Below are 22,155 nucleotides of genomic sequence, written 5' to 3' on the forward strand. Positions count from 1 at the left end.
TGGTTGTCGGCGCTGGCGGACGGCAGAGTCGGCAGCACCGAGCGCAGATTTGCTGGCGCGCGTGACGCTCACGCGAACTGATCGATCGAACGGCTTTTGCAACGGCAGACGGTAGGAGCCACCGATGAACGTCTTGATCGTCGGCGCTGGCTCGATGGGGATCTGGCTTGGGACCGCCATCGGGAGCGTCGCGACGATCACCTACGCCGACGTCGACCGGGAGGCGGCGGCTGCAGCGGCGGCGGCGACTGGCGGGTCCGTAACGACGCTCGACGGCGACGATACCGGCCGCGACGACACTGTCGGCGGCGAGGACACCCAGAAGGAACAGGACACCTACGACGCCGTTTGCCTCGCCGTGCCGATGGCCCACGTCACCGAGGCAATCGCCGAGCAGGCCTCGCGGGCCGATCACGCCGTCATCGACGTCTCGGGCGTCATGGCCCCACCGCTCACAGCAATGCGCGAACACGCACCCGACCACGAGCGCGTGAGTCTCCACCCGCTGTTCGCCCCCGAACGCTCCCCCGGCTCGATTGCCGTCGTCCGCGACGCCGAGGGACCAGTCACCGACGACCTGCTCGCGGCGCTCGCCGCCCGCGGGAACGACCTCGTCGAAACGACCGCGGCGGAGCACGACGACGCCATGGAAACCGTCCAGGCGATGACCCACGCAACCGTGCTCTCGTTCGCCCTCGCGGCCGAGTCAGTTCCCGATGGCTTTGAAACTCCGATCTACGAGCAGCTGCAAACGCTCGCCGAACAGGTAACCGGCGGCACACCCCGCGTCTACGCCGACATTCAGGCCACCTTCGACGGTGCCGAGGCGATCGCCGACGCCGCACGCACGATTGCCGACGCCGACGCTGCCGAACTCGAGTCCCTGTACCAGGAGGCGGGGTCGCGGTGGCACGACGACAGCGAGACCGAGACCGCGACCGACAGCCCGGCGACTGCCGACCAGCCAGCAGAGGGAGCAGACCAATGACCGACCAACGAGAAGCCATTCGATCCAACGCGAAGTATCTACGCAACGTCCGGCCGATCGACCCCGACGAAATCTCCGAATACGTTACCGGCACACCACATCCGGCCGTCGTTCGCCAACATCTCCGCGAGGAGGCGCTGGACCTCGGACTGATCGAGCGCGACGACGGCACGTTCGTTCCCGTCTCTGACGAGCCAGTCCCCCCAAATCGGGGACCTGTCCAGGCGTTCCCCGACCGCTACGCACGGGCACTCGAGGACCTCCTCGTCGAGCGCTACGGCGTGAACTGGCACACGGACAGCGTCGGCGACCTCCTCCGGTCGACGATCCGCCGGTTCAAAGCCCAGTACCTCGACCGCCAGGCAGTGACGTACGACGAAGACGTGGCATCGGGCTATGCGATTTACCACCTGCCGGGCTACTACGCCGCAGTTCAGTACGCGCTCGACGACCTGGCCGAGCGCGGGCTACTCGACCGCACGCTCCGCGTGCTCGACGTCGGCGCAGGCGTCGGCGGCCCCGCGCTCGGACTCTGTGACTACCTGCCCGATGACGCGCTCGTCGAGTACCACGCCGTCGAACCGAGCGCCGCCGCCGATGTACTCGAGTCCCTGCTTGCGGAGACAGGGCAGAACATCCATACGACGATTCACCGCGAAGCGATCGAGGCCGTGGAACCGGCAGCGCTCAGCACTACTGCGCAGGGCGGCGATGAACCGTTCGACCTCATCCTCGCTTGCAACGTCCTCAACGAACTCGCAGATCCTACGGCCGTCGCTCGCTCGCTGCTCGACGCGCTCGCTCCCAATGGCACCGTCCTCGCGATGGAACCTGCCGACAAGAACACGAGCGTCGGCCTGCGCGAACTCGAGCGGACACTCGAGGACGAGCGGGTTCGAGACGCGAGCGAGTTCTCGGCGGAGTCGGTTGCGGGCGACAGCAGGGGTGACGATGGCGGCGACGACGATAGTGTCGATAACGATGACGATGGCGATGGCGATGACAGCGTGATCCCCGACAGCAGAAACGACCGCCGCGGGCGCGTCACCGTCTACGGGCCGACGGTTCGCCTCTGGCCTGACGAGCGACCGACGGATCGCGGCTGGTCGTTCGACGTTCGCCCCGACCTCGAGGTCCCCGACTTCCAGCGCCAACTCGACGAGGCGACGCCCGAAGACGACGAGGAACACGCACCCGGCGAGTTCGTCAACGTCGACGTCCAGTTCTCACACTCGCTGTTGCGCCTGGACGGCACTCGCCGGATCGACCTCGAACTCGACGACGGCGACTGGGCGAAGATGGCCGAGATGGAGCGCCACGTTCCGAACCGGATCGACCTCGTCGCGGCGAAGCTGAGCCATTCGCTGAGTTCGGACGCCGACGCCGAGTACGGCGACTCGTCGAACCCGCTATTCAAGATCAGCGACGGCAGCGAGGCGATCGACCACTACGCCGTCCTCACGAAGGAGACCTCGCTCAACCGACCGCTACTCGAGGCCGAGTACGGTGAGGTCTGTTCGTTCGAGCAGATTCTCGCGCTCTGGAACGACGACGAGGAGGCGTACAATCTGGTGGTCGACGAGGAGACAATCGTCGACCGAATCGGTTGACCGGCCGGAATACAGGCTCTTGTCGCTGGTGCACAACCGGAACTGAGCGAGCGAATCTCCGAAACCAGAGTGCTTTTCGCGTCGGACTCCAAGCCAACCGATATGAGCGACTCTCTCGAGATCCTGCTGACTAACGACGACGGGATCGATAGCGTCGGCATTCGCGCGATTCACGACGCGCTCGTCGACCACGTGAACGCAAACGTCACCGTCGTCGCGCCCGCGAGCGACCAGAGCGCGTGCGGTCGCTCGCTCTCACACAACGGTGAGATCGGCCTCGTCGACCACGAGCTCGGCTACGCCGTCGAAGGTACGCCTGCGGATTGCGTCATCGCTGGCCTCGCAGAACTCGGCCCCGACCCGGACCTCGTTGTTGCTGGCTGCAATCGGGGCGCGAATCTCGGCGAGTACGTCCTCGGCCGTTCGGGAACGATCAGCGCCGCCGTCGAAGCGGCGTTTTTCGACGTTCCTGCCATCGCAACCTCGATGTACGTCCCGGTTGGCGACGTTCCCCTCGGCGAGATCGACCTCACGACCGACGACTTCCGCGAGGCCCAGCTCGTGACGACCTACCTCGCAGAGCACGCCCTCGCCGCTGGTGCGTTCGAGCACGCGGCGTATCTCAACGTCAACGTCCCGATGGCAGACGCCAACGACGGTCCCGCGCCGATCGAGATCACGCGCCCGTCGAAGCGCTACGAGATGGACGCCAAGTCGGATGGCGATCAGGTCACCCTCTACGACCACGTCTGGGAGACGATGGACCCCGAGCAGATTCCGGATCCCGAGGGGACTGATCGGCGCACGATCGCCGAAGGCCGCATCAGCATTTCACCGCTTACTGCGCCGCACTCGACGAACCACCACGAAGTGCTCACTGACCTCGCAGCGACCTATCACGACCGCGTTGCAACGGCTGGCGAGTAACGACATCCCTGGTCGAGACTGGCGCACACACGCAGACACGCAGACACGCTCTCCACCTCTCCACCCGTTCGTATGCAGGCATGACGCTGAGAATGGATGCACACGATAACATATATGAGCGTGCTGGTCACTGGTGGCGACTGTACTACGACGATTCAGACGACCGATAGTCCGCAGCCAGTCATTTCAACTCACGTACCCGTTCTGCCAAGACGCACGGTGGACGAGTATAGTGTCCATCGAAACCACGGTACGTCACTCGCTGCCCACACACAACCGCGTTGCTCGGGCAGAGCACAGATATATAACCGATAGGACAGAAGTAGAGTATACCGACAACACTCCGCGACACGCAGTTCCGGTTCGGGTGATCGACAATGGTATTCAGCACACTCTGGACTCGCCTCTCGTCGCTCTGGCAGGGGAATTCGACAGACGAGAGCGACGCACGCGAGTCAACATCGACATCGGATGCAGTTGACGAATCGACAGACAACGGTGAACAGGAGACGCTCAGTTACGCCGAAGAAATCGAGTACGGCGTCGACGAACACGACCTGCCGGACGAGGACAAGGTATTACGGCTGCTCGTTAAACGCGGCGGCCGCGTCGACGAATCGACCGTCCGCGAAGAAACCGGCTGGTCTGCGGACCGACTCGAGTCGGTGATCGACCGTATGGAGGACGACGACCAGATCAGCGCGATCACGGTCGGCCGAAAGCGCGTCATCTGTCGGCGCGGGTTCGAGCCGAAAGGGTATCGATCGCATCTCGGCGAGTAAGCCGACAGCGAACAACGTACTGAACGCCCTGCACTGGCTGACCCTGTGACCCACTCTCTGCAGCGCAGCACTCCTCGTCTGCGAATGGTCTCTTCGATCTGTCTTGTCGGGTGACGCTTCTCGACACCACCGCGCGCAAACGTGTCTCGCTCTGGTTCCATTTCGTGAGAGTCAGCCGCTCAGGAGAGTTGCTCTCGAGTACCCCTCAGTACGTGAGAGAACGTCGACCGAGAACAGAATAGCAGTGATGTCCAGTGGTTTGGCGTATGCATGCCGAATTCATATCCACGTCTCGGGCTTGTGTCTATCCATGCTAGAACTTGCACTGCTGTTCTTCGTGATCGCAATCATCGCCGGTGCACTCGGTGCGGGCGGCGTCGCCGGACTCACGATGTCCATCGCGAAGTGGCTCGTGTTGCTGTTCCTGGTGCTGGCCGTCGTGTCGTTGCTGCTCTGACCGGCACCATCCGCGCAACCGTGTCCACACAGATCCACAGCGACTGCTTTTGTCGGGTCCCGCAGTCGCCCTCGTCGACCTGTGAAGTGACAGTAATACACTGATACTGACGATACAAAACACGCCTGCTGACGTTTCGGAACTAGATTTGTACTGAACGAGTTCCACCACATAGGAAATCAGCGCTCAGGCTACCGCCGCTATCCACTGTAGTTCTGAGAGCGGTGGAACACCATCTTCGCTGGTAGCCCGTTATGGATTACCCACAGAAACACTCCGATTGCTCAGTTCGACCGGATCATCCGGGTCTCCTTCCCATCGGATTGCGATAGTCACAGCATTGTCGTAGAGGGGCATGAGTTCAACTTCGTCCCCTTCTTCAACGGCCTCGTCGGCTGGCACTCCGGCCACATCCGCCCACGTTTGCCCATCCTCCTCAATAGTACCAGAGAATCGCAGTAGTCCTGCTTGGACTGGCTCACCAATCTCGTGCCATAGGTCTACTGTGTCTGAATCGCCCAGATGATGTCCCCATGCGAACGTCATCTGCGGGTGATCGTTGGTCTCTCCGGTATTTCCACTATCGAGACATCCCGAGAGTAGTGCGAGACCAGTTACCGACAATAGCGTGCGCCGCCCGATGTTCCACACCATATGCGAAATTCATACTTCCCGCAAGTAAGTACTATGGTTCAATACAATCATAACTATGCATTCATCACGCTGAACAAAGCAGGCTAGTCACTCGTGAACAGGGATTTGCGAGATCACTCAGTCCAGCGGGTAGTCGCCAGTAAACCTGTGTAGAATCTCCTCTCTTCGCAACACGTGCTTTTCTCGTACGATTACATCAGTCTCATCTCCTAACGGCTGCTGCAGACCCACAGCAGTCGTAGGCTGTCTTATCAGCAACCCTGAACGACGAACACGTGTTTCAATCCGATACGACGCTCTCCCGAATCAATAAGTACCCACCAGCCGACCGTCCGGACGAATACGATTTCGTCCCCACATGTCTCAGTCTCAACCACCCGCTTCAGACACAGCAGCCCCTCCCCTCACCGGCACGCTCCACATCCTCCCCTTCGGCGGCGGCTCGCTCGCCGCGCGCGTCGCAGGAATCTACTCGAGTACCCTCGAACACGACGCAGTAGCTGGCGACCCGCGGAACGTCCTGGTGCTCAAGCGGTTGCCGACGGCGATCGACGAGTTTGCGGCGTCGTTGCGCGACGAAGCCGGGCTCGAAGGGCGACCGAACGTGAAGTCGTTGCCCCGGCACGCGACGGCGGTTGTGGAGGAAGCAGAGCCGGAGTTGACGCGACTGTCCTACGAGGAGCGGATCGAGTTTCTCGCGCGAGTGCTCGACGGCTACGACTGGTCGTCGTACTTCGAGCGGGCGAGCGAGCACGATTCGTTCGGCCGGGACGTGGGGCAGTTGTTGTTGGATGCGACGTGGAACGGTGGGTTCGGTGTGACTGTAGCTGCGGATACAGGTGCAGATGCAGATGCGAATGCGGATGCGGGTCTGGGTGCCGATGAGGCTGTGGACACCGAGAGTGATGTGACCAGTGAAAGCGACGGCTCCGCCACAGACGACGATCACGACTACGACGACTACCTCCGGGAACTGGCCGACGTCAACGCCTCCTTCCACGACCACCTTGCCGAGCGCAACCTGGCGGAGCAGGCCCAGACGATCGAACGTGCAATCGCGGCACTCGAGCGCGAGGCGATTCGCGAGCGGATCGAGCGCGAGTTCGACGCGGTGCTCGTCGTCGAATACGAGGAGTGTGGCGACCTCGACCGGGAGTACCTGCGTGCGCTCACCCGGAACGTCGACCTGATCTGCGTCGCCGAGGAGCACGCGAGCATCGAGCGGACGAAGACCGAGGTGGGATCGGTTCGGCGATTTGCGGACGAACTCGAGATCGTCGATCACACCGCCGACGCCGCACTCGAGCGAGAAACCGACGCGATTCCCGGCGTTGCCTCGGATGGCGGAACGGCAGCAACACAGCCGGACACGGTGTCCGAACCGGGACGAGTCGGTCAGCCGTTCGGCGCGTTTCTCGCGACTGGACGGCCGACTCGCCGGGGAGAGAACGGCGAGTCTGCAGAACCCGAAGTCCACGGTACGACCACCGCTGCGCGCGTAATCAGTGAACCCACGCTCGACCAGCAAGTCGAGACCGTCGCGAATGAAATCGAGTATCTTCGACAGGAGCAGGGTCTCGAATACGAGGACGTAGCCGTCCTGCTCCGCTCTATCGGGAACCCTGCGCCGCGCGTCCGCAGAGTGCTCCAGCACGCCGGGGTGCCGACGGCCTCCGCCGGTGTCAACGGCCTTGAGCAGGACCTCGCCGTCCGGGAACTGCACGCGCTCGCCCAGTATCACATCGACGACCGCGAGCGGGCCTACGAGCTGCTCGCGGCGCGGGTGCCGGACCTCACCGAGGACCTCGTCCAGCGCTGTGTCGTCAGGAACTCGGTTTCGAAGAGTCTGAAGCGCTGGATCGTCACGACGGATCTCAAACGTCGAATCGCCGAGGAAGCCGACCCGATCGATGCCAGAGAGCAGTTTCGAAACGTCTCCCGGCTCCTTTCGATTGCCGAGTTCGTCGACGAACAGGATATCCTCGCGGGCGACTGGATCCAGTTCGTCACCATGCTCGAGCGGGCGATTACCTACGACGCGCCCTACGCCCACACGGCCGAAGTCGCCGTCCCCGAAGGCGGCGTCACCGTCGGTGACGTAGGGCTCGTAAAACACGATAGCCGGCGCGCCGTCTTCCTGCTCAACGTCGTCGATGGCGAGTATCCGGGGAGCGAACCGCTCTCGCCGCTCTTTCCGACCGCCTGGATCAAACGGATGGACGACTATCCGGCCGTCACGAACCCGAGTCCGGAGGCCGTCGCGGAGACGTACGCCACCGTCGACGTCGAGGAGATCACGGACAACGCGTTCGAGCGCTACCACGCCGAACGGACGCGCCGCCAGCTCGCGATCGGGGCACGCGCCGCCGAGGAGCATCTCTACTTCTGTACCTACCGCCAGACGGACGGCTCGGTTGGCCGTCTGCAACACCGCTCGCGCTATCTCCACGCAATCGACGAACATCCCCATTCCGCGCTCTCGCTCGCTGACCTCGGCGGAGCGGACGTTCCTGATCGCGACCTCTACACCCTCGGCAGCGCCTCCGCCGAAATCCTGTCCCAGCCCTGGAACGCCCTCGAAACAGTCCAGGCCGAAGCCAGCACCGGCGGCGAGGTCGCACTCGAGTCCACTGAAGAAACGCTGGCTGCGATCCAGCGGGTACTCGAGGAGAGCGATGATGTGGACCTGCGGTTCGAGCGGGCGGTCGAGACGCAGTTCGATCTGGCGAGAGGGGCGATTCGGCCGGAGAGTGGTGAGGGCGGTGGTAGTGGCGGTAGTAGTGAGAGCGGTGTGAGCGGTGAGAGCGGTAAGTGCGGTAAGTGCGGTGAGAGCGGTGAGAGCGGTGGGAGTGGTGGGAGTGGTGGGAGTGACAGGAGTGAACGAGTAGATGACGGTGGACGGAGAGATGACGACAAACTGGGCGGAAACGGTGGAGGTGAGACGCGATGACGCCGCCCTCGGCTGTTGAAAGTGAGACAGACGACGAGTTGGCTGCGCAAGCGGACCAAACCGTCGTCACCGCCGACGCGCTCGCGACACACATCGTCTGCCCGCGCCAGTACGAGTTCGCGTTCGAACGCCCGCTCTCGGCGCGCGAAACGAGCACCGACCGGGTTCGCGACCGTCGTCGGCAACTGCTCCGGCGGTCGATTATCGCTGGACTCCGCTCGGAGGCGGATTCTGAGGAGGGGCGTGTCGAGGCCGCACTCGAGTGGCTCGATCACGAGTGGCGACAGGCTAGCGCCGGCGACCGGCAGCCCTACATCGCAGACGCACAGGAGCAGTACGATGCGGACGCGCTGGCGGCTGCGGTGGAGACGTATTTCTCGAACGGCGGACACGAGCACGCCGAGCGGCTGGTCGAGGCGGACACCGTGGTCGGCTACGAACGCGACGGCGTTCGGTACGAGGCGACCGTCGATGCTGTAGTCGAGCGCGACAGGGGCTACCTCGCCATCAGGTACGTCCCGACGCTGCACGGCGTGTTGCAGGTAAGCTGGTCTGACACGCACGTCCGGGAGTTTATGGACGGCCAGTCGTACTATCCGCGCCAGATCGGGAGCTTCGTCAGGGCCGGTGTCGCCATTCGGGGGCTGAAAGCCGAGTACGGCTTCGACCTGCCCTGTGACTTCGCCTACGTCGCGCCGCTGGCTGAGAGTCGACCGGTCTACGAGTCCGAGTCGGGCGTGCGCGTCGAGGTAGAACAACGCCACTTCGAGGACGCCTTCGAGGAGGAGACGCGGGACCTCGTAGACCTGATCGAGGAGCGCGCCGCAGCGATTCGCGACGGGAAGACCGACCCGCGGGCGTGGCGGTTTGCGAAGATCACCGACTCGGCCTGCGAGTACTGTGCCTATCGGGACGCCTGTCCCGATCGGATGGGTGCCGAACTCGCGTTTATCGACCGAGAGCCGACTCGCGGTGAGCGTGGTGGACGAGGTGAGATCGATGACTGAGCGTGAGACAATGAGTGAGCGTGAGACAACGGCTGATACCGCGGACGCTGTCGCAGCGAGCGGTGAAACGGACGCCGAACCCGACGCCGCGGCTCTCGAGCCAAAGGGCAACCAGCCGGCCGTCATCGACGCGACCGGCGGCGCACACACCGTCGAAGCCGTCGCCGGCTCCGGCAAGACGACGACGATGGTCAAGCGCCTGCAGGCCGAAATCGAGGAGCGCGACGTTTCGCCTAACCGCCTGCTGGTGCTCACCTTCGCGAACGAGGCCGCCCACACGATTCAGGAGAAACTCCGCGAGGCGCTCGGCCCGCAGGTCGCCTTCGATATCGACGTTTACACCTACCACTCGTTTAGCTCGAAACTGCTGACCGAGTACGCCTACCACGTCGGCGTCTCACCCGAGTTCGACCTCGTCACCGAGGAAGACCGTCCGCAACTGATCGAGTCCGTCTACGGCGACGTCGACTTCTCGTTCGTCGCAGCCGGCTCGCCCTCCGCCGGCGGCACAAGCGACCAGACGCTCTCCGCGCTCACTTCATTCATCGAGGCGATGCGCCGCGAGGCCGTCACCCCGGCCGATATTCGGTCGTACCTCCCCAGTGACGAGGACCTGCGTGATCTGCTCGGGCTCGTCACCGATCTCGAGGAGATGGCTCACCAGGTCATCAACGTCGACGCGAACGGCATTATGTGGGACGCCGAAGCGCTCGCCGACCGCTGTGACCGCCTGCCGCGCGTCTACCGCGCAAAAGCCAGCCAGTTCGACGGCGACGGTCGGGTTCACTCCGCCGTCAGTGCCCACCTCGAGGCCATGGCCGAAACGGCCGAGAACATGGCCGACCACCTCCGAACTGAATCCGAACTCGAGTGGCAGGCGTTTCGGCTCCCCGAGGCGATGTTCGAGGGCGAGCGGGGGCCACTGACCTCGATCACGCAGACGCCGATGGGGCGGCTGTCGAACTACGTTCACATGCTCCGGCGGGCACGAGCGTTCGTCGGTGCATATGAAGCCTATCTCGAGGCGCTCGACGAGCGCAACGCCTTCGACTACGACGAACTGATTCACCGGACCGTCGACCTGCTTCGTGACGAGCGCGTCCGTGACGACATCCTCGCCGAGTGGGACGCCGTCTACTGCGACGAGTTTCAGGACACGGACGAGTCCCAACTCGAGTTGGTCGAGGAACTGCGCGACGGCCTCGACATCATGGTCGTCGGCGACAGCGATCAGGCCATCCACGAGTGGCGCGGGCAGGATCCCGAGAATATGTCGAAACTGCCCGAGTCGTTCGAGGAGATCGGCCTGGATCTGAACTTCCGGTCGCGCCAGCCGATTCTCGATCTGGCGACGAATCTCGATCCCGACAAGGACGAGATCGAGGCGTACAAGGAGCCGAACCCGCCCAGCGTCGTCACAGTCGACAGCGAGGGCGAGCGTACGCCGGCACAGGTGAGCACGACGATTTCACATCTCCTCACGGGTCGGTTCGAGGACGTTCCCGAGCGCGAACTCGAGGACATCGCGGTGCTCGTCCGCCGAAACCAGAACGCTCGCGATATCGCGTCCCAGCTGGATCGGGACAGCATTCCCTACACCCTCTCGAGCGATGCGTCGGGCGAACTCGGCCACGGCGTGCGGACGGTGCTGTCGTACTTCCGTGTCCTCGTCGAACCCGGCGATGACGTGAGCTGGCAGCGCGTCCTTCTCCACCTCTACCGCGTCCCCGAGGGAGACGTGGATACGCTGTTGCGAGCCGGCGAGACCGTTCCGGCGGGGTACGACGCGCTCGCAGAGCCGGCCGCCGAACTTCGCTGTCCCGACCGTGTCCACGAGGCGCTCACGGACTACAAGACGCTTCGATCGGTCTCGGACACCCACGCAATCTCCGAGCTTTACCGCCACTTCAAGCGCGAGACGCGTATCGACTGGTTCCTCCGGGAACACGACCGAGACGCCCTCGCCAACGTCGAGCGCCTGATCGAGGCGTTCAACGACAGTCCCGTCCAGTCCGAGCTGACGCCGGCGTTCGTCGACTACCTGGAGCGCCAGGCCCACCTGCTCTCGGCCGACGACGAGACGGCGACTAGCCCTGGCTCGCAGTCTGCGGATGCCGTCGACGTCATGACCATCCACCAGGCGAAGGGCCTTGACTTCGATACCGTTCTACTTCCCTTCCTCACCGAATCCGAGTTCGGCCACATCACTCTCGCGAACTATCAGCGAGACCTCTACCGCTACGATATACTGGTTGACGACGTGCAGGGCGAGCTGGCCGACCCGCTGCGGGCCGACTGCAGCGACGACCAGATCGCAGAGGAGTGGCGCGTCCTCCACGTCGCACTCACCCGAGCGAAGGAGCACCTGTTCCTCTTCGGCAACGACGTCGAGGAGCAGGGCCCCGGTGCGGACATGCTGGACGATCACCTGCCCAGTGAACGCAGCGAGACCCCGATCCACTGGTCTGCCGAGGGGCCACGCTTCTCCGTCTGGAACGCGCTCATGGACAGCTACGACGAGATTGCGGCCGACACACCCGACGCCGTCCGGGACTACACCGACGCCGTCAACCGCGGCGTCGACGAGGACCCGGGGACGATCACGTACTACCAAACCGAGGTCTCGACCGACGAAGCGCTCGAGACAGTACTCGAGTTCGCCGACGAGGTCGTCGCCGGGACGCTCGCTGATGGCGACAGCGCCGCAAGTCCGAACACCGCCCGCTTCGCCGACGCCCCCCTCGGCACCAGCGTCGACGTCGAACTCGCCCGCCAGCACAGCCACACCGCACTCGAGTCCGTCCGCAACTGTGAGCGAAAGCACGTCCTCGATCACGTGGTGGACGCGTTCCCCGACCCAACCCCAGCTACCGGCGGGGAAGCAGAGGTGACCCAGGCCGACGTTGGCTCGCTCTTCCACGACGTCGCCGAACTCGCCTACTGGCGCGGCTACGACAGCAAAACCGAGTGGCGCGAGGCCTGCGAGTGGGTCGCCCGTAGCCGCGACCTGACGACCGCACTGGAGCCGGCACTCGAGTGCATCGATCGCTACTTCGAGACCGACGTGCCGGAGTGGCCGGCGGTCGGTGCAGAGGTGCCAATCGCCGTCGACGGCGACGAGATTGCGGAGGTGAACGGCGACATCGCGGCTGTGGACGACGGCATCGCAGCTATCGAAGGCGACATAATCGGCTACGTCGACAGCGTTCGCCGCCACCCTGACGGCGGCCTCGTCGTACTCGACTACAAGACGAGCCAGGCCCAGAAGGACCTGGAGACGAGCCACCAACTCGAGCTCTACGTCCGCGCCTGTCGGGACCGCTTCGACGAGCCACTCAGCCACGCCGGCTACGTATACGTCGGTGACGCCGGGCCAGCAGTCCAGGTTTTCTCGGTCGACGAACTGGCCACGCTGTGGGAGTCGGTACTCGAGGACCTGGCGACGGCGGACGGCTCGTCGTTCGCGAACGCGACGCCGGGACCACACTGCCAGTTCTGTCCGCACCGGTCGCTTGGCTGTTCCGAGGGCGAAGACGAGTCACCGTCTCTGGATGCGTTCCAGATCGATGGCCAGTGAGTTTCGGACCGAGTGCAGTCGTTCGTGCGGACTCGCTCGTCCGTGTTCGGTCGAGTTTCCCGCGGCTCTATCCGTGTCAACGACTACGGCGTCGTATCAGACCCTCCGATTTGACTAGTCTCGGGTCGACGCGGTCGGTCCGGAGCGACCGCGTGCGCAAGCACCTCGAGTCCTGTCCCGAGCGGGTACTCGAGAATTGCCGCCGGCTCCTCGAGCACGCGTCCGAAAACTAGCTCAGACGCCCGTGCAACCGGGTTCCAGGTATCGTAGTAGGCGTCGTAGACGCCCGCCATCTCCGCAGTTTCCATGTACCCACAGAGCACGTACCCCTCCGGTCGTCGCTCGAGCACCACCGACTCAGTGTACATGGCTTCGGTCTCGAGCATCGCCGCGCTCCACCGCTCGACGGGGCCGAGCTCGATCTCACCCGCCGCGACGCGCCGCGAGAGTCCGGCGAATCGGTCCGCGAGCCGCTCAGCCAGCCCCGGTTTCAGGTGCAACTGGACGAGGTCGATATCGACGCCGTTCTCGAGTGCTGCACCGCTGACGGCGAGGGGGCCGTCGTCGGCCCCCATCGCGGTCCGAGGGCGGTTCGGGTTGACCGCGTGGACGAGCAGCTCGCGGTCGACGCGGGCTTCCTCGGCGACGAGCGCGTCGTCCTCGAGTGGGAACGCCGCTTCGATTCGCGATTCTGGATTCTCCCAGCCGGCCATCGCAGAATGTGGCACCTCGACGTACCAGATCAGCTCCGGGTCGTCGCCAGCGTCGAGAAACAGCGTCGCCGTGGCCGCCCCCTCGAGCCCGAGCAGCGGTCGTGGGTCGTCGGGGTCGACACAGCGCTCGGCGACTGCCTCGCGAACGGACTCGAGGCGGTCCTCGTCGATGGGTCGACGGACGAGAAATGCGCTCGCGTGGCGCTCGGTGATGTTCCGAGTTTCGTGCGCTGTCGATGCGACCCGCCGGCGATACCATGCGTAGCTGGCGGTGGCGGCGAGTGCTCCGAGGACGATGCTCCGGCGTATCCACGGTCGAAGGTCCATACTAGATGGTCGGCGCGAGCGGCGTTCGCACTGTTCCCGAAACCTATCGTGATTTTAAGCACCTGTACGTTCTGTGAAAGCAGTTACGTGCCCAGAGGTGGCGAATCCGTTCTCTCCATGGTCCGCACCTTGCGGTGTCGAACCCTGAACACAACGGAGAAATTGGAGTGGACTCGCCGGGATTTGAACCCGAAGGAAGACGGTCGTTCGCTTCGCTCACGCTGCGACTTCCAGGGCTTCAAATCCGCCATCGACGACGATTCGCGGCGCTCACGAATTTGTTCGCGCCGCAAAATAGTGGACTCGCCGGGATTTGAACCCGGGGCCTCTCCCATGCCAAGGGAGTGATCTACCTCTGATCTACGAGCCCGCTTCGCAATACGCACTTTCCCACGGGAATAGATAAACCCCTCGAAATCGTCGGGTCGGCACTGTCGTTGTCACACAGGGGTACTCGAGTACATCGCCGTTTCCGACATCCCAACCATGTCTACGACGGCGTCGGGCTCACAACCCATACCGACTGTGGCCGCTGTCTAGAAACCCTTTAGTCCGTGCCGCGGGAAGCGACGGTGGGAAGCGCACGGCCGCAAATCTGACAGTGCCACTCGCTTGGGTGGCTTGGGATTGCGGAAGTGCATCTTGCACGGAGCCGGATTGCGGTCGGCTGGGTCATTCGATCCAGTGCGAACGCTATCCATCCGAGCGGTCAGTGCGGTTCCTATCCTCACCAATGGCACGAATGCATACCCGCCGTCGTGGCTCGTCCGGTTCGGACAAGCCAGCGGCAGACGAACCACCGGAGTGGAGCGACGTCGACCCAGCAGATGTCGAAGAACGGGTCGTCGAACTGGCAGATCAGGGTCACGACCCGAGTCAGATCGGCATCAAGCTGCGTGACGAAGGCGTCACCGGCACCCCCGTCCCTGACGTGAAGCTGGTGACCGGCAAGAAGATCACCGAGATTCTCGAGGAGAACGACGCCAAGGCGGACGTTCCCGCGGACCTTCGGAACCTGATGGAGCGTGCGGTCCGACTGCGCGAGCACGTGCAGGCGAACCCACAGGACTACCAGAACAAGCGCTCCCTGCAGAACACGGAGTCGAAAGTTCGCCGTCTCGTCGACTACTACCGAGGCAACGAGCTCGAGCCGGACTTCACGTACTCCTACGAGGTTGCAGTCGACCTCCTCGAGGAGCACTGAGTGCTGAGCTGGAAGGAAGCAGACGGGAGGAGCTAGAACCTAGAAGCTGGACGCTGCGTCCGTAGCGTCCGCAGGTGACCCGCGACCGCAAACACGACACCCACAATGTCCACGAACGGCCACCCGGATCAGGAATCGAACACCGAGTTCGGTTCTGACGCCGACACTGCTGTGACAGCCGCCACCGCCATCGAGAGCGCCGGCTTCGTCCGCGTTATCACGCGGGCCGACGGCGACGCCCTCGCGGCCAGCGGCCTGCTTACGGCAGCACTCTCGGCGACGAACACACCGTTCCAGGTGACTGTCGGTCGGACAATCGCCGAGCGAACCGAGCGCGCGACCTGCCGCGCCGACACTGCCGACGCCAGTGACGAACTGACCGTCGTCTTCGGCACCGTCGACGAACCGGCGCGCGAGCACGCGATCCGTCTTGATTCCGACGAGCGGCCGGCCACACTCGCGGCGGCGGACACCGTTCGCGAACTCGGTTCGAGGGACTCGGACGACTCGAGTAGCCCGGCCGAGACACGGACCCAGACACCGACCGACGACCCACCCGGACCCGAGCCCACACTCGATCCGGTGCTCGCACTCGCAGGTCTCGTCGCCGCCGGCGTCGATCCCGGTGCCGGCGAGAGCGAGTGGGTACTCGAGTCCGCACGCGAGCGCGGACTCGTCGAACGCCGGCCGGGCGTCGCGGTGCCGACCGCGGATCCGGTCGACGGGTTGGCACACTCGACCCGACTGCGTGCGCCGTGGTCGGGCGACCTCGAGGCAACACGGGAGGCACTCTCGCCGACCGGACTCGACCTCGACCAGCCCGAGACGTTCGACGGAGACGATCACCGGACACTCGGCTCACTCGTTGCACTCGATGTCGTCGGCGCTGACGACGCAACGGAGACGGCGGCGACGTCGATCCAGCGCGTTCTTCGCCCGTACGCGATCACGAGCGACGAGTACGCGTTCGTAACTGTCGGCGGCTACGCCGCCGTCCTCGAGGCGACCGCCCGCGCGGAGCCCGGCACGGGAGCCGCGCTGGCGATGGGGCTCGATGCTCGGGAGCCAGCGCTCGCCGCCTGGCGGGCATACGGCTCGCGCGCACACGCCGCACTCGAGTCGGCATCGACGGGACGCTACGACGGGCTGTTCGTCGTCGGCATCGACGACGGGCCGGTCGAAGCGGTCGCACAGATCGCACTCGCGTACCGCTCGCCGGAGCCGACGGTGCTCGCCGTGGGTTCGGGCGAGGCGGCGCTTGCGACTCGCGAGACCGGGCCGAGTTCGGGCTCGATCGCAGCCACCGTGGAAGCGATTGTGCGTGACCTTGCCGACGATGGCGTTCAGGCGGCGTACGACGTGGGTCACCGATGCGGCTATCTGCGCTTCGGTGCAGCCGAGTCGGCGTCGGAGCCAGCGTCGGCTGCCGATCCGGACTCACAGGACGCAGTGACAGTGGCCGACGAATCGACGATCATCGCGGCAGTGAGAGGACACTACTGAGCATGCCGGCACACACGGACACGAACACGAACACGAACACGAACACGAACACGAACTCGGACGACGCGCTCGAACGCGCGACGGCGACGATCCGCACGTCCCACGACGATCCTGATCTCGTTGCACGGGCACTACGCCCGGACAACACCGACGAGATGGAGACCGTCACGGACGGCGACAGTGTCGTCACGCGGATCGAGCGCGAGTCGACGAGCGGGCTGCACTCGACGGTCGACGACTACGTCGTCAATCTCGAGGTTGCAGTCGACGTTGCTCGCACGGCACGCGAGGCCGGTGTGGCTACTGACGCCACTGCTCAGGATCCAGCACCACCTGCTTCATCCAGTTCATCTGCTCTATCCACTCCATCCACTTCATCCACTTCGGATGCAGACGCAGCCGACGAACAGCGCGACAACCCAACGGACACGGGTACTGTGTCCGACACAGACACCGACAACACACACGATACCAATGAGTGAACGTTCAGTCTCACGTGCGAAACAGGAAAAGCGGTGGTACACCGTGCTCGCTCCGGAGCAGTTCGACCGGACAGAGCTCGGCGAGACCCCTGCTGACGAACCGGAAAAGGTCTACGACCGAACCATCGAAACGACGCTCGGCGACCTCAACAACAACGCCAGCGAGAACAACACGAAGCTGACCTTCAAGATCACCGACGTGGGCAGCGACGCCGCGTACACGGAATTCAAGGAGCACTCCCTGACCCGTGACTACCTGCGCTCGCTCGTCCGCCGCGGTGCCTCGAAGATCGAGGCCTACGTCACCGTCCTCACGACGGACGACTACCGCGTCCAGATCCAGCCCGTCGCCTTCACGACGAAGAAGGCCGACGCGAGCCAGGAGAAGGCCATCCGCAACCAGATGGTGCAGATGATCGAAGAGGCAGCCGAAGAGCGCACCTTCGAGGAACTGATCGACAGCGTCGTCGAAGGCCGTCTCTCCTCGGCAATCTACGGCGAAGCCAAGACGATCTACCCGCTTCGCCGCGTCGAGATCCAGAAGACGACACTCGAGGCCCGTCCCGAGGAAGTCGCCGAAGAGGAAGCGACCTCCGTCGACGTCGACGACGAAGACGTCGCAGCCGACGACTAACGACTCGAGTCCCGTTTCGAGACGATTTCGTTTTTTAGGGTACTCGCAGGAAGTAGCAGCGGCTATAGTAACAACTGCAACTAGTTACACACTGATCGCCGAGTCGTCTGGCAATCAGGTGTGCATTGACTTGCAATGGCTACTATAGACTGCGTGTCCGTCGAACAATCCGACCGTAGCGGCCCTACCCGAGGTGGATCGGGTCGACCTTCATGAACTCCCGAAGGACGACGGTCGCGTACGATCCCTTCGGCAGCGCAAACGAGAGGGTGAGCGAGTCTGCTGCAGCCTCGGATTCAGACTCCTCTCCTCCACCCGTCTCGACTCCGAGTTCAGTCTGCACGAGGACTGCCCGCCGCGTGCCGGTCGAGTGGAACTCACCGGGCAGGTCGAAGTCCTCGGGGGCGAGATCGAGGTCGTCCAGTACGGCGCGTTCGATCTCGCCCTGTTCGCCGTCGGCGAGTTCTGTTTCGGTGCCAACGAGCGGCGCAGTGACGAACGCGCGGCCGCGCTCACAGTGACGAGTTACAGACCGGACACGGCGCTCGTCGACGCGCTGGAGGCGGTCCGTGTCGGGGAGGACGAGTTCTTCAGGCACGTCGTCGCCAGTATCGGAAAAGCACGCGACGTCACCTGCAACGGGTCGATCGAACGGTAGCCCGCGCTCGAGACGCTCCGAGAGCATCAGGTTGAACGCGTACGACTGCGCGGCGTGGACGAACAGCCGCTGGAGATTCGAGGGCAGACGCTCGAGTGCAGCGCGGAAATCGGCGGGGTCGGGGTCGCCGTTTCCGTCGCTGTTGGCCGTGCACTCTGCGAGTTCGTGAAGCATCGAGCGTTCGTAGCGCAGTCGGTTCGGGAACCGATCGAGGGCTTCCTGCCAGTCTCGCGTCTCCTCGATAAATCGGCGAGCCTCCTGGGTGCTCTCGGGTTCGGCGTTGGTCGGCGCGCCGAGATAGGCCATCACCGCGCCCTCCCAGTCACCGCGGACGATTTCGAGGCCGACCTCGTGGGTGACCGGTCGGCGGCTGCCAAAGCGCTGCTGGCCGAAGAAGTTGGGGACGCCGACGGGTGTTGTTTCCGTTTCCGAGTCCGCGCCAGCGGCCCCAACAGCGTCGAGACCGCCGAACTCGCACAGTTCGTCCGCGATCTGTGACGCGGTCTCTGGTTGGTCGGCATCGCTCACCACGATCTCGAACTGGTTCCCTGCGAGGTCACCGAACTCGAGTGACCGACCGGCGCGCCCGAGGACCTCGAGGTCGGCACCGTCGATGTCGGGGAGGCCGGTGGCACCGGCATCGCTGGTGGTATCGTAGACGGAGAAGAGTTGGGTCGTGACGGCGTACTTGTCCTTGGTGCCGGCCCAGTTGACGCGCTCGCGGGAGATGCCGAGTGCGTCCGAGAGGCGGGTTGCGAAGTCGTTGGTGTCCCAGCCGCGGAGGGTTGCGCGAAAGACGAGATGTGGGTAGGCGTCGGTTGGGGCGTCGATCGGTTCAGTCGCGAAGCGCTCGCGTTCGCGAACGCGAAAGTGGTCGTCGGCTGCGCGGAGGCGGCCGCCGACGCCGTTGGTGTCGCTGACGTAGGCCTGCATTCCGACGGCCTGCTCCGTGGGGTGTGCCGGGCGCATGTTGATGGCGGGGCTTCGGGTGCCGGCGGTAAATCGGTTCGTTCTCGGCGGTCGTGCGACCGGTTCGCCCCGTCTCCCGCTACGGGGGTAGAATCGCCGACACGGTTATTGCTGGTGGTACCCTACAGAGACAGGCGATCGACTGCCGACTACCGACTGCCGATCTGTCTTGGAACCCCATCATGGATGCAAACCACTCTCCAGAGGACCGTGCCGCCGCGACTGATGCGTTCGAGTCTGAATTGAAAACGCTCGTGACGACCAGTTTCGCACGCGGTGCGACGATCGAAGCGACGTGGGTGATCAAAACGCCGATTTCGGATGCGCCCGACTGGACCGTTACAGTCAAGCGAGCGGATACGGAGCCGAAGCCGCCCTACGACGGCGCTCCGGACGATTAGTGTCGGACTGTCCACTCACCGCGACTATTCCTTTCGCTTGTAGAATGAGACAATAAAGACTATAATGGTGCCCATCTAGGGGCACATGTACTCTGCTGAAGTCGGCTAGCGAGAATTGTCGGTGACCGGGAGCAGTGTAGGTGAAGTACGGAGCGAGTATGAAGACCCAGACACGCAATCCTACCGATGAAGCGACAGAGACACGACTGATCGACGCGACCGACCTGTTCGATGCGTTCGCCGTTCTGCGGCGACAGTACGCACTCGCCTCTCTCTCACAGCACCAATCACCGGTTCCGATCACGGACCTCGCCCGGTTCATCGCTCGCCGCGAGCGCGAGGCTGCAACCGGACCGTACGCGATGGACGATCAGTACGAACGAATACTGGTCGACCTTTGTCACGTTCACCTCCCGAAACTGGCCGATATCGGTCTGCTTCGATACGACACGGACACCGAACTCGTCGAACTACTCGTCGATACACACGTCCTCGTCCCGTACCTCGAACTGGCAGATATCGACTACCTGACCGTCGATGTCAGCGTCGACGACACTGACACCGACACACCACCCTCAGCGTGAGCCACAGCGCGCGGTTGCGAGCCGCGGACTCACTTCTATCGCCTGCACGCCGTCTCCGTGCCGTGCGCCGTCGTCGTGGACGGACGCGCTGACGCAGGAACGACCACTTTTCAGGACGGATCGCGACCGATACCGTATGGTTACGCCCGTGAGTCCCCCAGTGAGCCAGACGACGGCGCTCCCAGGTATCCCTGTCATTGCTCCCCTGCTTCCTGCCAGTGCCGTCGGCACCACCGCTGCTGTCATTGTGCTCGCCGCAGGCGTGTACACGCTTGCGTTGCTCGTCGGCCTCGTATACGTCGACGAACCGCTCTCGAGACGAACGGCCTGGTGGGCGGGCCTGTCGCTCTCGGTACTTCTCGTCGCCGCCGCGGTGTGGCAACTGTAGGGCAGGTCGTCGCTAAAACTGAAACTGACCCCCTAGAACAGCGAGAGTTCGCCCGTAATGCTATCGACCCGATCGTCACCCGCCGGTCCGACTGCGAGCGCCGTCACCGTCCCGGGCTCGAGTTGGGTGTGACCAGCGTCGCGGACGACCGCCTTTGGCACGCCGTCGCGTTCGGCGATTTCAGCGAGTTCGTGCAACTGCCGCTCGCTTTCACCCTTGAGTACGACCTTCTTCTGCCCGTTTCGCTTCCACTGGTCACGCAGTTGCGAATCTGCCTTCTCGTAGGCCGACAGCGACGCGTGTGCGACCTGCGCGGCGAGCTTTCCCTGTCCCATGCCGATATCCGTTCGGGCGACGATGGCCTGCTTCATGTCTCCGTACTCGAGTGCGAACGATAAAGCAGCGACGATCGCTCGACAGTGGTCGCCGACCGACGCTGGTGTCAATGTGAGTGGCGTCCCGGTGCCATCGTGCGAGACGATACACATTTGGGGGCCGCATCGCTAGTCCCGAGCATGAATCAGACGCGCCGTGCCTTCCTCGGGACGACGGGCACCGTCGGTCTCGGGGTCGTTGCCGGCTGTCTCGGCAGCGAGGACCCACCCGAGCCACCGGTCGCCGGCAATCCGGACGCAGACGTCACCGTGGCGGTGTACGAAGACTTCTCCTGTCCGTTCTGTCGTGACTTCAAACTCGGCGTCTTACCGGAGCTCGAGGAGCAATACCTCGAATCAGGCGACGTTCGGTACGAGCATCGAGACTTCCCGATCCCGGTCGACGACACGTGGTCGTGGGCGCTTCCGAGCGCGGCCCGCGAGGTCTTCGAGAGTGAGGGGAACGATGCGTTCTGGGAGTTTACGAGCGAGATCTACACCTACCTGGGATCGTACAACTACGGTGCCATCGAGGGCGTCGCAGACGAGATCGGAGCCGACGGCGCGGCGATCCGCGACGCTGCCGAAGAAGAGAGCCACCGATCGACGATCGAGGACGACAAGTCCTACGGCGAATCCAACGGCGTCGGCGGTACCCCCACCATTCTCGTCGACGGTGACGCCGTCGAACTCTACGAATCCGAGGACTTCGAGGCGATGGCACTCGAGGAGACGACCGCCGCGATCGACGCGGCACTCGAGTAACTGTCTGCGCTCGTCTGTTGTCTGCATCCACAATCTGTTCCTGTCGTCTGTTACTGCAATCCGTCCCTGCTGTCTGTTACTGCAATCTCCCCCTCGTCAGTCGTACCCAGTCGTCCATACTCTGCCTCGCTCACCTGCTCTCGCCCCGAAGCAGCTACTCGGGTGCCGCCAACGCTCACCCCTATCCAAACGCTGGATCGA

The 22,155-nt window shown here is 63.9% G+C and carries 20 protein-coding genes and 1 tRNA gene; 16 read left to right on the forward strand and 5 right to left on the reverse strand.

Features of this window, described 5'->3' with window-relative positions:
* Positions 1-124 precede the first annotated feature (124 nt).
* From NMAG_RS11470 to NMAG_RS20660, 5 genes are all read left to right on the forward strand, one after another.
* Positions 125-988, forward strand: a complete 864-nt coding sequence (locus tag NMAG_RS11470) for a prephenate dehydrogenase/arogenate dehydrogenase family protein (RefSeq protein ID WP_004215474.1) — start codon at positions 125-127, stop codon at positions 986-988.
* Entirely contained in the window at positions 985-2,598 is a 1,614-nt protein-coding gene (locus NMAG_RS11475) for a small ribosomal subunit Rsm22 family protein (RefSeq protein ID WP_004215472.1), read from the forward strand. Before NMAG_RS11470 ends, NMAG_RS11475 begins: the two co-directional genes overlap by 4 nt.
* A 102-nt stretch (positions 2,599-2,700) precedes the next feature.
* Entirely contained in the window at positions 2,701-3,525 is an 825-nt protein-coding gene (gene surE, locus NMAG_RS11480) for a 5'/3'-nucleotidase SurE (protein WP_004215469.1), read from the forward strand.
* 377 nt (positions 3,526-3,902) lie between these two features.
* Complete coding sequence (locus NMAG_RS11485; protein WP_004215464.1) at positions 3,903-4,307, forward strand: helix-turn-helix transcriptional regulator; 405 nt, start codon at positions 3,903-3,905, stop codon at positions 4,305-4,307.
* 310 nt (positions 4,308-4,617) lie between these two features.
* Positions 4,618-4,764, forward strand: a complete 147-nt coding sequence (locus NMAG_RS20660; protein ID WP_004215463.1) for a DUF1328 family protein — start codon at positions 4,618-4,620, stop codon at positions 4,762-4,764.
* 252 nt (positions 4,765-5,016) lie between these two features.
* Here NMAG_RS20660 and NMAG_RS22115 read toward each other — a convergent pair whose 3' ends face one another.
* Complete coding sequence (locus NMAG_RS22115; protein WP_160165661.1) at positions 5,017-5,175, reverse strand: hypothetical protein; 159 nt, start codon at positions 5,173-5,175, stop codon at positions 5,017-5,019.
* Positions 5,176-5,776: 601 nt separating this feature from the next.
* On the opposite strand from NMAG_RS22115, the gene NMAG_RS11495 reads away from it, so the two are divergent.
* Genes NMAG_RS11495 through NMAG_RS11505 form a run of 3 tightly spaced genes read left to right on the forward strand, consistent with a single transcriptional unit; the run spans position 5,777 to position 12,952 of the window.
* Positions 5,777-8,368 (forward strand): PD-(D/E)XK nuclease family protein, encoded by a 2,592-nt coding sequence (locus NMAG_RS11495; RefSeq protein ID WP_004215460.1) that lies wholly within the window; start codon positions 5,777-5,779, stop codon positions 8,366-8,368.
* Positions 8,365-9,375: a hypothetical protein gene (locus tag NMAG_RS11500; protein WP_004215459.1), complete on the forward strand. Its 1,011-nt coding sequence runs from the start codon at positions 8,365-8,367 to the stop codon at positions 9,373-9,375. The genes NMAG_RS11495 and NMAG_RS11500 overlap by 4 nt, the downstream gene beginning before the upstream one ends.
* On the forward strand, positions 9,368-12,952 hold the full coding sequence (locus NMAG_RS11505) for an ATP-dependent helicase (RefSeq protein ID WP_012996673.1): 3,585 nt from the start codon (positions 9,368-9,370) through the stop codon (positions 12,950-12,952). The genes NMAG_RS11500 and NMAG_RS11505 overlap by 8 nt, the downstream gene beginning before the upstream one ends.
* A gap of 83 nt (positions 12,953-13,035) precedes the next feature.
* Here NMAG_RS11505 and NMAG_RS11510 read toward each other — a convergent pair whose 3' ends face one another.
* Together NMAG_RS11510 and NMAG_RS11515 are read right to left on the reverse strand one after the other, a co-directional pair.
* On the reverse strand, positions 13,036-13,992 hold the full coding sequence (locus tag NMAG_RS11510) for a hypothetical protein (RefSeq protein ID WP_004215457.1): 957 nt from the start codon (positions 13,990-13,992) through the stop codon (positions 13,036-13,038).
* 298 nt (positions 13,993-14,290) lie between these two features.
* A tRNA-Ala gene (locus tag NMAG_RS11515) sits at positions 14,291-14,362 on the reverse strand.
* Between the two features lie 363 nt (positions 14,363-14,725).
* Here NMAG_RS11515 and NMAG_RS11520 point away from each other — a divergent pair.
* The 4 genes from NMAG_RS11520 to NMAG_RS11535 all read left to right on the forward strand — a co-directional run bounded on the left by NMAG_RS11520 (position 14,726) and on the right by NMAG_RS11535 (position 17,815).
* A complete protein-coding gene (locus NMAG_RS11520; RefSeq protein WP_004215456.1) occupies positions 14,726-15,196 on the forward strand; it encodes a 30S ribosomal protein S15 in 471 nt (156 codons plus the stop codon).
* A 105-nt stretch (positions 15,197-15,301) separates the two neighbouring features.
* Positions 15,302-16,699, forward strand: a complete 1,398-nt coding sequence (locus NMAG_RS11525; protein WP_004215455.1) for a hypothetical protein — start codon at positions 15,302-15,304, stop codon at positions 16,697-16,699.
* A gap of 2 nt (positions 16,700-16,701) precedes the next feature.
* On the forward strand, positions 16,702-17,181 hold the full coding sequence (locus NMAG_RS11530; RefSeq protein WP_004215454.1) for a KEOPS complex subunit Pcc1: 480 nt from the start codon (positions 16,702-16,704) through the stop codon (positions 17,179-17,181).
* A complete protein-coding gene (locus tag NMAG_RS11535) occupies positions 17,174-17,815 on the forward strand; it encodes a 30S ribosomal protein S3ae (RefSeq protein ID WP_004215453.1) in 642 nt (213 codons plus the stop codon). The genes NMAG_RS11530 and NMAG_RS11535 overlap by 8 nt, the downstream gene beginning before the upstream one ends.
* 184 nt (positions 17,816-17,999) lie before the next feature.
* Here the strand turns inward: NMAG_RS11535 and truD are convergent, their stop codons facing one another.
* The gene (gene truD / locus NMAG_RS11540) at positions 18,000-19,442 is read right to left on the reverse strand and encodes a tRNA pseudouridine(13) synthase TruD (RefSeq protein ID WP_004215452.1); all 1,443 of its coding nucleotides are present in this window, start codon (positions 19,440-19,442) and stop codon (positions 18,000-18,002) included.
* A gap of 182 nt (positions 19,443-19,624) precedes the next feature.
* On the opposite strand from truD, the gene NMAG_RS11545 reads away from it, so the two are divergent.
* The 3 genes from NMAG_RS11545 to NMAG_RS11555 all read left to right on the forward strand — a co-directional run bounded on the left by NMAG_RS11545 (position 19,625) and on the right by NMAG_RS11555 (position 20,815).
* Positions 19,625-19,843: a hypothetical protein gene (locus tag NMAG_RS11545; RefSeq protein ID WP_004215451.1), complete on the forward strand. Its 219-nt coding sequence runs from the start codon at positions 19,625-19,627 to the stop codon at positions 19,841-19,843.
* A 158-nt stretch (positions 19,844-20,001) separates the two neighbouring features.
* Positions 20,002-20,427, forward strand: a complete 426-nt coding sequence (locus NMAG_RS11550; protein WP_012996674.1) for a DUF7344 domain-containing protein — start codon at positions 20,002-20,004, stop codon at positions 20,425-20,427.
* 136 nt (positions 20,428-20,563) lie between these two features.
* Complete coding sequence (locus NMAG_RS11555; protein WP_004215448.1) at positions 20,564-20,815, forward strand: hypothetical protein; 252 nt, start codon at positions 20,564-20,566, stop codon at positions 20,813-20,815.
* A gap of 32 nt (positions 20,816-20,847) precedes the next feature.
* Here NMAG_RS11555 and pth2 read toward each other — a convergent pair whose 3' ends face one another.
* Positions 20,848-21,186 carry a peptidyl-tRNA hydrolase Pth2 gene (pth2, locus tag NMAG_RS11560; RefSeq protein WP_004215447.1) on the reverse strand — a complete coding sequence of 113 codons (339 nt, stop codon included), beginning with the start codon at positions 21,184-21,186 and terminating at the stop codon, positions 20,848-20,850.
* Between the two features lie 144 nt (positions 21,187-21,330).
* Here pth2 and NMAG_RS11565 point away from each other — a divergent pair, with 144 nt between their 5' ends.
* On the forward strand, positions 21,331-21,954 hold the full coding sequence (locus tag NMAG_RS11565) for a DsbA family protein (protein WP_004215446.1): 624 nt from the start codon (positions 21,331-21,333) through the stop codon (positions 21,952-21,954).
* Positions 21,955-22,155: the final 201 nt, after the last annotated feature.

Source organism: Natrialba magadii ATCC 43099 (assembly GCF_000025625.1).
GTDB lineage: Archaea > Halobacteriota > Halobacteria > Halobacteriales > Natrialbaceae > Natrialba > Natrialba magadii.

What these genes read in the sequence shown, in the direction of transcription:
- NMAG_RS11545 (WP_004215451.1), top strand. Translation starts at nt 19,625, where the DNA reads ATGGATGCAAACCACTCTCCAGAGGACCGTGCCGCCGCGACTGATGCG.
- NMAG_RS11535 (WP_004215453.1), top strand. Translation starts at nt 17,174, where the DNA reads ATGAGTGAACGTTCAGTCTCACGTGCGAAACAGGAAAAGCGGTGGTAC.
- NMAG_RS11525 (WP_004215455.1), top strand. Translation starts at nt 15,302, where the DNA reads ATGTCCACGAACGGCCACCCGGATCAGGAATCGAACACCGAGTTCGGT.
- NMAG_RS11475 (WP_004215472.1), top strand. Translation starts at nt 985, where the DNA reads ATGACCGACCAACGAGAAGCCATTCGATCCAACGCGAAGTATCTACGC.
- NMAG_RS20660 (WP_004215463.1), top strand. Translation starts at nt 4,618, where the DNA reads ATGCTAGAACTTGCACTGCTGTTCTTCGTGATCGCAATCATCGCCGGT.
- NMAG_RS11510 (WP_004215457.1), bottom strand. Translation starts at nt 13,992, where the DNA reads ATGGACCTTCGACCGTGGATACGCCGGAGCATCGTCCTCGGAGCACTC.
- NMAG_RS11485 (WP_004215464.1), top strand. Translation starts at nt 3,903, where the DNA reads ATGGTATTCAGCACACTCTGGACTCGCCTCTCGTCGCTCTGGCAGGGG.
- truD (WP_004215452.1), bottom strand. Translation starts at nt 19,442, where the DNA reads ATGCGCCCGGCACACCCCACGGAGCAGGCCGTCGGAATGCAGGCCTAC.
- NMAG_RS11565 (WP_004215446.1), top strand. Translation starts at nt 21,331, where the DNA reads ATGAATCAGACGCGCCGTGCCTTCCTCGGGACGACGGGCACCGTCGGT.
- NMAG_RS11470 (WP_004215474.1), top strand. Translation starts at nt 125, where the DNA reads ATGAACGTCTTGATCGTCGGCGCTGGCTCGATGGGGATCTGGCTTGGG.
- surE (WP_004215469.1), top strand. Translation starts at nt 2,701, where the DNA reads ATGAGCGACTCTCTCGAGATCCTGCTGACTAACGACGACGGGATCGAT.
- NMAG_RS11530 (WP_004215454.1), top strand. Translation starts at nt 16,702, where the DNA reads ATGCCGGCACACACGGACACGAACACGAACACGAACACGAACACGAAC.
- pth2 (WP_004215447.1), bottom strand. Translation starts at nt 21,186, where the DNA reads ATGAAGCAGGCCATCGTCGCCCGAACGGATATCGGCATGGGACAGGGA.
- NMAG_RS11495 (WP_004215460.1), top strand. Translation starts at nt 5,777, where the DNA reads ATGTCTCAGTCTCAACCACCCGCTTCAGACACAGCAGCCCCTCCCCTC.
- NMAG_RS11550 (WP_012996674.1), top strand. Translation starts at nt 20,002, where the DNA reads ATGAAGACCCAGACACGCAATCCTACCGATGAAGCGACAGAGACACGA.
- NMAG_RS11520 (WP_004215456.1), top strand. Translation starts at nt 14,726, where the DNA reads ATGGCACGAATGCATACCCGCCGTCGTGGCTCGTCCGGTTCGGACAAG.
- NMAG_RS11555 (WP_004215448.1), top strand. Translation starts at nt 20,564, where the DNA reads ATGGTTACGCCCGTGAGTCCCCCAGTGAGCCAGACGACGGCGCTCCCA.
- NMAG_RS11500 (WP_004215459.1), top strand. Translation starts at nt 8,365, where the DNA reads ATGACGCCGCCCTCGGCTGTTGAAAGTGAGACAGACGACGAGTTGGCT.
- NMAG_RS11505 (WP_012996673.1), top strand. Translation starts at nt 9,368, where the DNA reads ATGACTGAGCGTGAGACAATGAGTGAGCGTGAGACAACGGCTGATACC.